The sequence below is a fragment of the uncultured Devosia sp. genome, from assembly GCF_913055165.1.
Taxonomy (GTDB): Bacteria; Pseudomonadota; Alphaproteobacteria; order Rhizobiales; family Devosiaceae; genus Devosia.
Genome location: NZ_CAJXJS010000077.1, coordinates 1 through 13,096 on the forward strand (window position 1 = coordinate 1; position 13,096 = coordinate 13,096).

Genomic DNA, 13,096 nt, shown 5'->3' on the forward strand with positions numbered 1-13,096 from the left:
CAGAGCCGCGAGACCGTCTATTTCCGCGAAATGCTGGCCTCGTCAGATTTCGAGAAGATGAAGGGCAAGCTGCCCATTTGCCTGGGCAAGACCATTGGCGGTGAGCCGGTCATTGCCGACCTGGCGCGCATGCCGCACCTGCTGATCGCCGGCACCACCGGCTCGGGCAAGTCGGTGGGTATCAACACATTCATCCTCTCGCTGCTCTACCAGATGACGCCCGAGCAGTGCCGCATGATCATGATCGATCCGAAAATGCTCGAGCTTTCGATCTATGACGGCATTCCGCATCTGCTGACGCCCGTTGTCACCGACCCGCAAAAGGCTGTGGTCGCGCTCAAATGGGCCGTGCGCGAAATGGAAGACCGCTACCGCAAGATGAGCAAGATCGGTGTCAGAAACATCGACGGCTTCAACCAGCGTGTGGCGGAGGCCAAAAAGGAAGGGCGCACCATCACCCGTACGGTGCAGACCGGCTTTGATCGCGAAACCGGCGAGGCGATCTTCGAGAGCGAGGAATTCGATCTCGAACCCTTGCCCTATATCGTCATCATCGTCGACGAAATGGCCGATTTGATGATGGTTGCCGGCAAGGACATCGAAGGCGCCATCCAGCGCCTGGCCCAGATGGCGCGCGCGGCCGGCATCCACATGGTTACCGCCACCCAGCGGCCCTCGGTGGACGTCATCACCGGCACCATCAAGGCCAATTTCCCGACGCGCATTTCCTTCATGGTGACGTCCAAGATCGACAGCCGCACCATTCTGGGTGAGCAGGGCGCCGAACAATTGCTGGGCAATGGCGACATGCTCTATATGGCCTCGGGCGGCCGCACCAAGCGCCTGCATGGCGCCTTCGTCTCGGACGCGGAAGTGGAGAGCGTTGTTGCCCATCTCAAGAGCCAGGGCACACCGGACTACCTCGACAACATCACCGAGGAGGATGAGGGCGCCTATGGCGAGGGCGGCGGATCCAGCGACGAGAGCTATGCCGGTTCCGGAGACGAGCTCTATGACAAGGCCGTCCATATCGTCCTGACAGACAAGAAGGCCTCCACCTCCTATATCCAGCGCCGTCTCGCCATCGGCTACAACAAGGCCGCGACCCTGATCGAGCGAATGGAAAATGAAGGCGTCATCAGCCCGGCCAATCACGCCGGCAAGCGCGAAATCCTGGTGGGCGACAACGCTGACGGCTATTGAGCCTGACGACTATCATACCCAAATTGAGAACGTCGGACCTCGGTCCGGCGTTCTTGCATTTCTGCCCTCGCGCGTTGGTGAAATATGCCTCGGGGGAACTTTCCACCTGTTGCCGCAATTGCTGCCTAGGTTAGGCTCAACCAGAAGTCTCCGCGAGGAAGTCCTGCCGATGATTCGTCGTACCGCCCTGATGCTTGGCCTTGCCGCCGTCCTTTCGCCCGTGTTGCCGGCATTGGCGCAAAGCCGGGCGCTGACGGCTGAAGAACAGCAATTGATCAACCAGATCAACGCGCATAATTCGGCTATCCGCACCATGGTAGGGCGGTTCCTGCAGATCGACACCAATGGCGGGCGCCAGGAGGGCACCTTCTTTATCGAGCGGCCCAACAAGGTGGCATTCCGTTACGCGCCCCCCAGCCGCGAGGAGATCGTCTCGATCGGCCGCGGCTTTTACGTCGTCGACCGGCGCGAAGAAACTTACTACGCCTACCCGCAGGACTCGATCCCGCTGCGGCAGTTTCTGGGCGACCAGATCAACCTGCTCAACGCCAATGTGGTCGATGTCACCACCACCGATGGCTACCTGTCGATCACCGTGATCGACCAGACTGTGGCCGGCACGGTTCAGGTCTCGCTGATTTTTGACACCGACACCAAGGACCTGGCCCAGTGGACACTGGTGGAGCCCAGTGGCTCGGAGCTGACCTTCTCGCTCTATGACGTGCAGAAGGGTGTGGAAATCCCCAACCACTTCTTCACCTTTCCTGCCACCTATCGTGGCAAGGAACCAGGCACCTGACCCAGCCAGGGCGGTCACCGCCGCCCCATTTGTTCCCTTATGCCGGCAGGGTCGGGCCGAAGGCGAAAATTGCGATCAGGCCAGCGCTGCCGACCAGAATGCGCCACCAAGCAAAGGGCGCAAAGCCGTAGCGGCTGACGAAGTTCAGCAGATAACGGACCACCAGCGCCCCCGCCACGAAGGCAGCGGCAAAGCCGATGGCGACGTTGAGCGCAATGCTGCCATCGATCAGGTCGCGGCTCTTGTAGAGATCGTAGCCAAAGGCGCCCACCATGATGGGCAGGGCAATGAAGAAGGTGAATTCAGCGGCCGCCCGCTTGCTGGCCCCAAACAGCATGCCGCCAACCACGGTTGAGCCTGAGCGCGAGACGCCGGGCACCAGGCTCACCATCTGGAACAGGCCGATGATCAGCGCCAATTGCCAGGGGAAGCGATAGATATCGTCATACTTCGGCTCAAGCTTCATCCGGTCGACAAAGAGCAGAACAATGCCACCGACCAGAAGGGTAGCGCAGATCAGCGTGGCTGATTCCCACAGATCGCCCTGAATGAAGTCCCGCAACAGCACCCCCGCGACAACGGCGGGCAGGCAAGCCAGAACGACCGCCAGTGCAAATTGCCAGGCATAGGCCTTGCCTGTCAGCGCATCGCGGATCAGCAGGCCCAGCTTGGCAAAATAGACCGTGACCACCGCCAGGATAGCGCCAAGCTGAATCAGCACGATGAAGGTCTTGGGCTGGCTCAGGCCGAAGAAGTGGTCAGCCAGCAAGAGGTGGCCGGTCGAACTGACAGGGAGAAATTCCGTCAACCCTTCGAGGATTCCGAGGACCAGGGGCACAAAAAGACCTTGATCGGCGTTCATCTGATCCCCTAACTCGTTCCCAGGCCCGATTTTGTCCCCGTCTCTTAGCCGCGTTCGCGTGACGCGCCAAGGCCGTGTAGGGTGGAGCAGGTCTGCAACCTATGTAGAGCATCTTCATGCCCAGCCTTGTGCATTATCCACTCGATCCTGCCTCCCGCCTCATCCGCCTGATGTGCGCCGAATACGGAGTGCCTCTGGATCTGGAGGAGACAAAGCCCTGGCTGCGGGAAGAAGCCCTCCTGGCCATCAACCCGGCGGCCACCCTGCCCATTCTCTTCACCGAGTCCGACCAGCCGGTGATCGGGATCATGGCCACCATCCACGCCGTCGAGGACTTCTATACGCCCGAGGCTGTCGGAGGCCTGTTCCCCACCGATCCCATGGACCGGGCCGAGATGTGGCGCCTGCTCGAATGGGCGCTCGTCAAGCTCAACGACGAGGTGACCCATTATCTGTTCGAGGAGAAGATCGCCAAGCGGGACCAGCGCGGCGCCACGCCCGAACCGTCCGTGCTGCGGGCCGCCAAGGCCAACTTCTCCGAGCACCTGCTCTATTTCAACTGGCTGCTGGCCAGCCGCAACTGGCTTGCGGGCGAGGAGATGAGCCTGGCCGACTTTGCCTTGGCCGCGCATTTTTCTACACTCGACTATATGGGCGATATCGACTGGTCCAGGGTGCCGGCCGAGACCCGTGACTGGTATTCGCGCATCAAGTCGCGCCCGGCCTTCCGCACCCTGCTCAATGATCGGGTCGTGGCCATGCCACCGGCCAAGGGCTATGCGGATCTGGACTTTTAGTCCTATCTGACGGCATGGCCCAAGCCGGCATCGAAAAACTCATTGCTGAGCTCAAGACCCGCGCCGAAGCGCTGGGCTTTGATGCATTCGGCATTGCGCGCACCGATTCTCGGCCCGATCTGCCTGAAAAGCTGCACCAGGCCCTCGCCGAGGGCTGGCACGCCGAGATGGACTGGATGGCCGAAACCGAGGAGCGTCGTGGCGATCCGCGGCGTCTCTGGTCTGAAGCGCGCTCGGTCATCCTGCTCGGGATCAATTACGGCCCTGAAATCGACTCCATGGACCTTTTGGCCGAAAAGAGTGTCGGCAATATCTCGGCCTATGCCCGCAATCGCGACTATCACGATATCATCAAGGGACGCCTCAAGGAGCTGGCCGGTTTGCTCGCCCGCCGGGCCGGCGCCGACGTCAAGGTGTTCGTCGATACCGCGCCGCTGATGGAAAAGCCGCTGGCCGAAGCTGCAGGCCTGGGATGGCAGGGCAAGCATTCGGTGCTGGTCAGCCGCCAATTTGGCTCCTGGCTGTTCCTGGGTGCCATCCTGACCGATCTCGACCTGCCCCCGGACCAGCCGCATGCCGAGAGCTGCGGCTCGTGCACTAGATGCCTCGACGTCTGCCCCACTAACGCATTTCCTGCCCCTTTCCGCCTCGATGCGCGAAAGTGCCTGGCCTATTATTCAGTGGAGCACAAAGGCCCCATTCCGCGCGAATATCGGCGCCCCATGGGCAACCGCATCTATGGCTGTGACGATTGTCTGGCGGTCTGCCCCTGGAACAAGTTTGCCAGTGTGAGTCGTGAAGCCAAGCTGCGCAGCCGGCCCGAATTCGAGCGGCCGGCGCTGGCCGATCTGGTGCAGCTTGATGACGCGGGCTTTCGCGCGCTGTTTGCCGGCTCGCCGGTCAAGCGCATCGGGTTGGCGCGGTTTCTGCGCAATGTGCTGATCGGCATCGGCAACTCGGAACAGCCCGCTTTCGTGCCCCTGCTTGAGCCTCTGCTGGATGACCCATCCCCCTTGGTGCGCGGCGCCGCAATCTGGGCAGTGCGGCGGCTCGATCCGCAGCGAGCCGAGGCGCTGCGGCTGGACAGTCTGGCCAGAGAAGGCGATAGCACTGTGCGCGCGGAATGGGATGGAGTGGTGTAATGCAGGCGTTCTTCTTTGGCTTGGGCTTCTCCTCCATCAATGCGGCGGAGGCCCTGCGCCAACATGGTTTCGACCGCATCAGCGGCACAGTGCGGTCGCCTGAAAAGGCTGCACACCTGCAGGCGCGCGATATTGAGGCTGTGGTGTTCGATGGCACGACCCCGGGCGCTGAAGTGAGCCGCACCCTGGCGCGGTCCAGCCATCTGGTGTTTTCCATTGCCCCCGGTGAGGACGGTGATCCTGTGTTGCGCCACCATCGCAACGACCTGGATGCCGCACCAGCTCTGCAATGGCTCTGCTATTATTCGACGGTCGGGGTCTACGGGGATTTTGGCGGCGACTGGATCGACGAGACGGCTCCTTTGGTGCCGCGGAATATGCGGTCGGATTGGCGCGTCCTCGCCGAACAGGCCTGGCGCGACTACGCCGCGGAACGCGGTCTTCCGCTCTGCATCCTGCGCCTGGCTGGCATTTACGGGCCGGGGCGATCAACCTTCGACAAATTGCGGGCTGGCACGGCGCGCCGGATCATCAAGCCCGGCCAGGTGTTCAACCGCATCCACGTCGCGGACATTGCGCGGGTCACGGCGCTGGCAGCGGAGCGGCGCCTTGCGGGTACTTTTAACCTTGCCGATGACGAACCTGCCCCGCCCCAGGACGTCATCGCTTATGCCGCAGGAATGATTGGCATGGACATCCCGCCAGACATGCCCTTCGAGACGGCTGAGATGACCCCGATGCAGCGCAGCTTCTATCGCGACAACAAACGCGTCTCCAACCGGTCCATCAAACGGGCGCTGGGCATCGAGATGCTCTATCCGAACTATCGCATGGGACTGACCCAAATTCTCGAAAGTGAAAAATGAACCCTCAGCCCGCCCGGTCTGCCCCCGAACGCATTGTGCTTGAAGGACGCTATGTGCGGCTCGAGCCGCTGGACAAGCGCCACGCCGCTGATCTCTTTGCCGTATCCACCATGGCGGGTGGCGCTGAGCGCTATCGCTGGCTGTTCAGCCATGCGCCCAGCGATCTGTCCGAAATGGAGGCGCGCGTCGCGTCCAACGACTGGACCAGTGATACACGCTATGTGGCCGTGGTGGACAAGACCAGCGGCAAGGCCGTTGGCCAGCAGGGCTGGATGCGCATTCGTCCCGAGCACGGCTCGATCGAGATCGGCGGCGTCTATTGGGGCCTGCCCATGGCGCGCTCGCGCATGGCCACTGAGGCGCTGTTCCTGTTCGCCCGGCACGCCTTCGATGATCTCGGCTATCGGCGCTTCGAATGGAAGTGCAACAATGCCAACGAACCTTCCAAGGCCGCCGCGACGCGCTTCGGCTTCACCTTCGAAGGCATTTTCCGTCAGGACATGATCATCAAGGGCGAAAGCCGCGACACCGCCTGGTTCTCGATCATCGACAGCGAGTGGCCGACCTTGCGGGCCGAATTTGAGCGCTGGCTCGATCCCGCCAATTTCGACGACGCGGGTGTGCAGAGAACCAGACTGGCGGCGCGGTGACGCTCTACCACCTGTCCGAGTTGCCAGACATCGCCCGGTTCGATCCGCGCCCCTCTGCCTATACCGATCAGCCAGCCGTATGGGCGATTTCGGCTGAGCGCATTGCCAATTACCTGGTGCCGCGAGACTGTCCGCGCGTCTGCTTTCGCGCCGGGCCCCAGACTACGGCGACCGATATCACGCGGCACCTGGAGGACCACCGGCCCGTGGTGGCCATCGAGGCGCGGTGGCTGGAACGGCTGAGGACGGGCAGGCTCTATCGCTATGCCATGCCGCGCGAGGGGTTCGTGATGCAGGACGAAGATGCTGGCTATTGGGTTGCCCATCAACCGGTGACGCCATTGGGCGTCGACAAGGTCGAGGACCTGGCAGCGGCGATCGCCCGGGCGGGCGCCACGCTGCGCGTCCTGCTGTCCCTCTGGGCGCTCCACGACGAGATCCGCGCCTCAAGCCTTGTCTATTCGATGATCCGGATGCGCAACGCTCAGCCCCGCTGAGGGACTTGGGTCATCGCCAGCACTGTATCCTTGAGGCGCACGAGATCTTCTGCCCGGCTCAGACGATGGTCTCCATCCGGGATCAGTGTGAAGGTTACGGGGTCGTGCAGGATGTGGCTCAACAGCTTCTGGGCATGCGCCGGCGGCACATCCGGATCCTGCCCGCCCTGCAGGATATGGACCGGGCAGCCGGTTTCTATCACCTGTCCGAGGAGACGATGATGGGCGCCGTCCTCAATGAAGCCCCGGGTGTAGAGATATGGCCCATCGCCATAGTGGCTTTCTCGCTCGAAATATCCCTGGACCTCCAGATCGCGCTTCTGGGTCTCTGTCATCCGGGCCGGCAAGAGGGTCGTGGTGGCGTCGACCGCCGGGGCAATAAGGACGAGGCCTTTGAGCGGTTTACCCTTGGCCAGTTGCCTTCGGGCCAGCAGCAGCGCGATCCAACCGCCCATGGACGACCCGCACACGATCTGCGGCCCGGACGTCGTTGCCAGCACGGCTTCAGCCTCTTCCAGCCAGCGACTGATGGTGCCATCGGCAAAGCGTCCGCCCGATTGTCCGTCGCCCGAATAATCGAACCGGGTGACTTCGAGACCCTCCTCAGCGCCCAATGCGTCTAGGCTCATCGCCTTCAGGCCTGTCATTACCGATCGAAAGCCGTTTAGCCATAGCAGGCCTGGCGCGCTACCGGCGCGCTGTTCCACTGCAATGTCACGGGCGTCGGCACCGGCGCCGATGGCAAGGCGATAGCTTTGGATGGAACTCATGGGGAGGCTGGCGCTTTTCTGATTGATCTGGGGTAGTCTCCGGCACAACGGCCCAAAATTGCTTGGTTGCGCCAGTTGACTTTACGGGCCGCTACCACGATTTTAGGGCCGAATTCACCCCCTGGCACCAATAGCACAAGGAACGCTTGCCATTCGCCGTCCCATGAGACCCGTTGCGCCCCAGAAAGATGGGCCGCTTGCCAACGAGGATATCAATAGCCCCGACGTTCAGCTCATCGATGCGGAGGGCCAGAATCGTGGCATCGTCCGCACTCGCGAGGCGCTGGCTGAAGCGCAGGAACAAGGGCTTGACCTCGTTCTGATCGCCGCCAATTCGCAGCCGCCCGTTGCCAAGATGCTTGATCTCGGGCGCTACAAATATGCCGCACAGAAGAAGGCGGCAGAAGCGCGCAAGAAGCAGAAGGTGATCGAGGTCAAGGAAGTGCAGATGCGTCCGAATATCGATACGCATGACTACGAGACCAAGATGAAGGCCGTGCAGCGCTTCCTGGGCGAGGGCGACCGCGTCAAGGTGACCATGCGCTTCCGGGGCCGCGAAATGGCCCACCAGGATTTGGGCATGCAATTGCTGCTCAAGGTGCGCGAGCAGACAGAGGACGTGGCCAAGGTCGAAAGCCAGCCCCGCTCGGAAGGCCGGCAAATGGTCATGGTTCTGGCGCCAAAGTAAGGCGACAGAAGTGCTGGAATGAAAAGGCGGGCCGCAAAGCCCGCTTTTTTTATGGCGCGGCGTTAACCCGTCGCGCCGCGGTGGCTTTTCCTTGCACGATATTTGCGCCAAGCTCGCTGGACAGACGTTTTCGGGCACTTGCGATACTGTCGCGCGGGGAGAAGTGCATGAGACTGCTCCGGGTTATCGTCCGCCTGCTTGCGGGGCCACGGCGCCCACCTCGGCAGACACAGCCGCCCCTGACACCGCAATTGCCACGGGAAATGCGGGTTGTTGTCCGTGCGCCCCAGCCGGTGCCGCCATCCGGGCCGACGGTGTTGCACGGACCTTGCTGGGTTATCGATGGCGACACCATCGTCATCGACAAGATACGTATCCGGATCGCTGGGATCGACGCTCCCGAGCTTGATCACCCCTTCGGCAAACAATCGAAATGGGCCCTTGTGAAACTGTGCAAGGGGCAGGTGGTGACTGCCCGGGTCAAGCCCGAGCTCTCTTATGACCGGATGGTGGCGGAATGTTTCCTGCCTGATGGGCGCGACCTCGCCGCAGAGATGGTGCGCGCCGGACTGGCGTTGGACTGGCCCAAGTTCTCGGGCGGCAAATACCGGCATCTGGAGACCGCTGACGCACGCAGGAAACTATGGCGCGCATCCGTCCGCCAGCGTGGCATGATGGGCGCGGCGACGGGCCTGGACTGACCGGATCAGTCAGCCGTCGTCTTGGGCAAATTGGTGTCAGCCCGGCAAAATCAGGCCGCCAGATCCGCGACCACGGCGTCAAGCACCGGAAAACCCTTGTCCGTCACGCGGATATTGCCATTGGGCAAGGTCTCGACGAAACCATAACCCTTGAGCGCGGCAATCTGGGCTTCGGAAATGCCGCGGCCGGAAATGGCCATGAAGCGGGTGGGCGAGATGCCTTCTTTGAGGCGCAGGCCCATGACGAGGAACTCGTCGCCCTGTTCTTCCCAGGTCAGCACGTCGTTGGTGGTCATGCCATGGCCGAACTCATTGACCAGCTTGAGCCATTCGAAGGGCAGCTTCTCGGTCGCGGTGGCGTGGCGCTGGTGGTTGACCATCAGCCGTCCATGGGCGCCGGGGCCGATGCCGGCATATTCGCCATAGCGCCAATAGAGCATGTTGTGCCGGCTTTCCTGGCCGGGCACGGCGTGATTGGAGATCTCATAGGCCGGCATGCCGGCTTCGGCTGTCAAATCCTGCGTCAGCTCGTAGAAGTCGGCGGCTAGGTCCTCATTGGGCATCTGCAATTTGCCGGCCTGGTGCAGGTCGAAGTAGCGCGTGCCCTGCTCGATGGTGAGCTGGTAGAGGCTGATATGGCCCCGCGCCAGCCACAGCGCTTCCTTGAGCTCGTCTTCCCAATCTTCCAGCGTCTGCTTGGGGCGGGCATAGATCAGATCAAAGCTGGAGCGCTCAAAGACTGACTGGGCAATGCGCACCGCGGCGACCGCTTCTTCCACCGTGTGGCGACGGCCCAGTTCGGCCAGGGGGCCCGGGCGCAGCGACTGCACGCCCAGCGAGACCCGGTTAATTCCAGCGGCCCGAAATCCCTTGAAGCGCTCGACCTCGACACTGGTCGGATTGGCCTCAAGCGTAATCTCGGCCTTGCTGTCGATCTGCCAGGCTCCGGCAATTGCGTCCAGGACGGCGCCAACGGCCCTGGGGCTCATCAGCGATGGCGTGCCGCCACCAAAAAAGATCGACTGCACCAGCCGTCCGGAGGACAGCGAGGCCATATGGGCGATTTCCTTGCGGTAGCCCTCGACAAAGGCGTCTTCATCGAAGGGACCGCGATGGACGTGGCTATTGAAGTCGCAATAGGGGCATTTGGCCGCGCAAAAGGGCCAATGGACATAGACGCCGAAGAGATCGTTGGCGCTAGCCGTGGTCAATCTGGTTCTCCACGAATTGCGCGAACGCGCGTGCGCGGTGGCTGAGGCCCTGTTCGCCCGGTGACCAATTGTGCTTGGCCTCGGCCGCCATCTCGCCAAAGGTGATGTCATAGCCGTCAGGCATGAACATGGGGTCATAGCCGTGGCCGAGATCGCCGCGCGGCGGCCAGACCAGCGTACCCTCACATTTGCCGACATAGAGCACATCACGCCCGTCAGGATGGGCCAGGCACAGCGTGGCGTTGAACGATCCGCGGCGCTGACCCGGTGAATTGGCGCCCGTAGCTTGAAGGGCATCTTCAACCCGCTTCATGGCGCGGTTGAAATCGCGCGGCACCCCAGCCCAGTCGGCCGTATAGACGCCGGGATCGCCGCCCAGCGCATCAACACACAGGCCCGAATCGTCGCTCAGCGCCAGCATATTGGCGCCCTTGGCAGCGGCATGGGCCTTGGTGCGGGCATTTTCCGCGAAGGTCGTGCCGGTTTCTTCCGGCTCGGGCAGGCCCAGTTCACCCGCAGACACCAATTCAAGCCCGAAAGGCTCGAACAGCTCGCGAAACTCGCGGAGCTTGCCGGCATTATGCGTGGCGATGCAGAGCCGGTCACCGGCGCGCAGGCGGGGAATGGCGCTCACTTGCTCTGCTCCGGCTTCGTACCCAGGACGCGGGCAATATCGTTCCAGATCGCGCAGTCCGGCCGCGGCGTCCTGATCGATCCCTCAGGCGTCGCACCTGCCTTGGGCATGGGGGCCTGCTCGCGTTTGGCCAGCCGGAACATCATGCGCCCAGCACCGATCTCTGCATGTTGGACAATTCGCCAATGCCTTGTTCGGCCAGCAACATCAGGCTGTCGAGTTCCTCGCGGCTAAAGGGGGTACCTTCTGCAGTGCCCTGGATTTCGACGAACTTGCCGGCGCCGGTCATGACGAAATTTGCGTCAGTCTCGGCTTCCACATCTTCGAGATAGTCGAGATCGAGCACCGGTGTGCCGCGATAGATGCCGCAGGATACGGCGGCGACGCTGTCGATCAGCGCCTTGCCCTTGGTCAGCTGGCGCTCATTCATCCAGGCAATGGCGTCGGCCAATGCGACATAGGCGCCGGTGATCGAGGCCGTGCGGGTGCCGCCATCGGCCTCCAGCACATCGCAATCGCAGGTGATCTGCACTTCGCCCAGGGCTTCGAGATCCACCACGGCGCGCAAGGAGCGGCCAATCAGGCGCTGGATTTCCTGGGTGCGGCCCGATTGCTTTCCGGCTGTAGCCTCGCGGCGCGTGCGCGAGCCGGTGGCCCGGGGCAGCATGCCATATTCCGCGGTCACCCAGCCCTGACCCTTGCCGCGCAGCCAGCCCGGAACGCTGGTTTCGACCGATGCGGTGCACAACACCTTGGTATTGCCGAAAGCGACCAGGCACGAGCCTTCCGCCTTCATGGCCACATTGCGCTCAAGGGTTACCGCCCGCATATCGCTTGGCTGTCTGCCGGAAGGCCGCATCGTGATTCCAGTTTTTGTTGCCGTTAACCGCCTCTTAACCCTCAAGCGGCCCGCTCACAAGCGTCGGGCGCTTGGCGGATGGGGAACAAGGGCCTAAATGATGGGGCAGGGTTAAAGTCGACGAGTTTAATCAAACCACCATGACCAGACCGGCCGCAGATTTCCTCTCGGTACTCAATGCCCGCAGCCAGGACATTTTCCGGCGCCTGGTGGAGCGCTATCTTGATACCGGCATGCCCGTGGGCTCGCGCGACCTCTCTCGCCTGTTGCAGGTCGAGCTTTCGCCCGCCTCGGTGCGCAATGTCATGGCCGACCTTGAGGATCTTGGGCTCATTGCGGCACCGTATACGTCGGCCGGTCGCGCGCCTACCCAGCAGGGGCTGCGGTTTTTTGTTGATGCCATGCTCGAAGTGGGCGCCGTCAACGAGACCGAGCGTAATCAGATCGCCCGCCACATCGAAGGCACGGCCGGCCATGCACAGGTCGAGGATGTGCTTACCGAGGCTTCGTCCCTGCTTTCGGGTCTGAGCCAGGGCGCGGGCGTAGTCATTGCCGCCAAGGCCGACATGGTGCTCAAGCATATCGAGTTCGTGCGTCTTGATGCCAGCCGCGCCATGGCGATCCTGGTGGGCGAGGACGGGCAGGTGGAAAACCGCATTCTCGACCTACCCCCGGGTTACACGGCCAGCGCCCTGCAGCAGGCAGGCAATTATCTGGCCAATTACATCGTCGGTCGCACACTCTCAGAAGCGCGAAAAGTGCTCAATGAGCGCCGTGCCGAACAGCGGGCGGAGTTGGACGAATTGACCCAGAGGCTGGTCGACGCGGGCATTGCCACCCTGGCCGAGCCAGGGGGCAGCAGCGCGCCCACGGTCATCGTGCGCGGCCGCGCCAATCTCATCAACGATACGATGGCCAGTGACGAACTGGCGCGCATGCGGCAACTCTTCGATGAGCTGGAAAGCAAGGATGGGCTGCTCGAATTGCTTGGCGACGCCGAGCGCGCTCAGGGCGTGCGCATCTTCATCGGCTCGGAAAACAAGCTGTTCTCGCTCTCGGGGTCCTCAGTGATCCTGTCGCCATACAAGGACGCCAATGACCGGATTGTCGGCGTGCTAGGCGTTATCGGGCCGACCCGGCTCAATTATGCCCGCATCGTGCCGGTCGTCGACTATACGGCCAATGTGATCTCATCGCTGATGGCGCGCCAGCGTGGCAAATGAGCGCCTGGCCGCAATGGGGCCTCAAGCACTAGGTGATGTGGCCTCCTCGCCGCCAGTTGGGGTGTCTTGGCCTTCGAATTTGCATTCCGCACGGCTCAAAGCTTGAATTCAGGCCGCCATTGGCCGATATGGCGGGCAAGAGTTTTTCATTGAATACGGAAGAAGACCGAATGAGCGACGAAAACGCCGCCCAG

General features: G+C 62.3%; 15 protein-coding genes. 10 read left to right on the forward strand and 5 right to left on the reverse strand.

The genetic code is table 11. The features are described from left to right. The coding region (locus tag QZ564_RS17345; RefSeq protein WP_297112706.1) for an FtsK/SpoIIIE domain-containing protein at positions 1-1,203 on the forward strand (1,203 nt) is incomplete at its 5' end. Positions 1,204-1,372: 169 nt separating this feature from the next. Further along, a complete protein-coding gene (locus QZ564_RS17350) occupies positions 1,373-2,002 on the forward strand; it encodes an outer-membrane lipoprotein carrier protein LolA (protein ID WP_297112711.1) in 630 nt (209 codons plus the stop codon). Positions 2,003-2,039: 37 nt separating this feature from the next. Here the strand turns inward: QZ564_RS17350 and QZ564_RS17355 are convergent, their stop codons facing one another. Next, positions 2,040-2,864, reverse strand: a complete 825-nt coding sequence (locus tag QZ564_RS17355; protein ID WP_297112714.1) for an undecaprenyl-diphosphate phosphatase — start codon at positions 2,862-2,864, stop codon at positions 2,040-2,042. A 116-nt stretch (positions 2,865-2,980) separates the two neighbouring features. Between QZ564_RS17355 and QZ564_RS17360 the strand changes: the two genes are divergently transcribed. The 5 genes from QZ564_RS17360 to QZ564_RS17380 are packed head-to-tail and all read left to right on the forward strand — an operon-like array spanning position 2,981 to position 6,816. Further along, positions 2,981-3,661, forward strand: coding sequence for a glutathione S-transferase family protein (locus tag QZ564_RS17360; RefSeq protein ID WP_297112717.1), 681 nt, complete (start codon positions 2,981-2,983; stop codon positions 3,659-3,661). A gap of 14 nt (positions 3,662-3,675) precedes the next feature. Then, the gene (gene queG, locus QZ564_RS17365; RefSeq protein WP_297112720.1) at positions 3,676-4,803 is read left to right on the forward strand and encodes a tRNA epoxyqueuosine(34) reductase QueG; all 1,128 of its coding nucleotides are present in this window, start codon (positions 3,676-3,678) and stop codon (positions 4,801-4,803) included. Next, positions 4,803-5,669: an SDR family oxidoreductase gene (locus QZ564_RS17370; RefSeq protein WP_297112723.1), complete on the forward strand. Its 867-nt coding sequence runs from the start codon at positions 4,803-4,805 to the stop codon at positions 5,667-5,669. Before queG ends, QZ564_RS17370 begins: the two co-directional genes overlap by 1 nt. Next, positions 5,666-6,319, forward strand: a complete 654-nt coding sequence (locus tag QZ564_RS17375) for a GNAT family protein (RefSeq protein ID WP_297112728.1) — start codon at positions 5,666-5,668, stop codon at positions 6,317-6,319. Before QZ564_RS17370 ends, QZ564_RS17375 begins: the two co-directional genes overlap by 4 nt. Beyond that, positions 6,316-6,816, forward strand: a complete 501-nt coding sequence (locus tag QZ564_RS17380; RefSeq protein ID WP_297112731.1) for a DUF6886 family protein — start codon at positions 6,316-6,318, stop codon at positions 6,814-6,816. The genes QZ564_RS17375 and QZ564_RS17380 overlap by 4 nt, the downstream gene beginning before the upstream one ends. Here the strand turns inward: QZ564_RS17380 and QZ564_RS17385 are convergent. Continuing rightward, positions 6,804-7,586 (reverse strand): alpha/beta hydrolase, encoded by a 783-nt coding sequence (locus QZ564_RS17385; RefSeq protein ID WP_297112734.1) that lies wholly within the window; start codon positions 7,584-7,586, stop codon positions 6,804-6,806. The two genes, QZ564_RS17380 and QZ564_RS17385, sit on opposite strands and share 13 nt — an antisense overlap. A gap of 151 nt (positions 7,587-7,737) precedes the next feature. On the opposite strand from QZ564_RS17385, the gene infC reads away from it, so the two are divergent. Together infC and QZ564_RS17395 are read left to right on the forward strand one after the other, a co-directional pair. Then, positions 7,738-8,274 carry a translation initiation factor IF-3 gene (infC, locus tag QZ564_RS17390; protein ID WP_297112753.1) on the forward strand — a complete coding sequence of 179 codons (537 nt, stop codon included), beginning with the start codon at positions 7,738-7,740 and terminating at the stop codon, positions 8,272-8,274. Between the two features lie 167 nt (positions 8,275-8,441). Further along, positions 8,442-8,975 carry a thermonuclease family protein gene (locus QZ564_RS17395; protein ID WP_297112738.1) on the forward strand — a complete coding sequence of 178 codons (534 nt, stop codon included), beginning with the start codon at positions 8,442-8,444 and terminating at the stop codon, positions 8,973-8,975. Positions 8,976-9,025: 50 nt separating this feature from the next. Here QZ564_RS17395 and hemW read toward each other — a convergent pair whose 3' ends face one another. The 3 genes from hemW to rph all read right to left on the reverse strand — a co-directional run bounded on the left by hemW (position 9,026) and on the right by rph (position 11,679). Then, positions 9,026-10,186, reverse strand: a complete 1,161-nt coding sequence (gene hemW, locus QZ564_RS17400; RefSeq protein ID WP_297112741.1) for a radical SAM family heme chaperone HemW — start codon at positions 10,184-10,186, stop codon at positions 9,026-9,028. Continuing rightward, positions 10,173-10,820, reverse strand: a complete 648-nt coding sequence (locus QZ564_RS17405) for a non-canonical purine NTP pyrophosphatase (protein WP_297112744.1) — start codon at positions 10,818-10,820, stop codon at positions 10,173-10,175. The genes hemW and QZ564_RS17405 overlap by 14 nt, the downstream gene beginning before the upstream one ends. Before the next feature lie 142 nt (positions 10,821-10,962). Then, a complete protein-coding gene (rph, locus tag QZ564_RS17410) occupies positions 10,963-11,679 on the reverse strand; it encodes a ribonuclease PH (protein ID WP_297112747.1) in 717 nt (238 codons plus the stop codon). A 140-nt stretch (positions 11,680-11,819) separates the two neighbouring features. Between rph and hrcA the strand changes: the two genes are divergently transcribed. Beyond that, a complete protein-coding gene (gene hrcA, locus QZ564_RS17415) occupies positions 11,820-12,902 on the forward strand; it encodes a heat-inducible transcriptional repressor HrcA (protein WP_297112750.1) in 1,083 nt (360 codons plus the stop codon). Positions 12,903-13,096 lie beyond the last annotated feature (194 nt).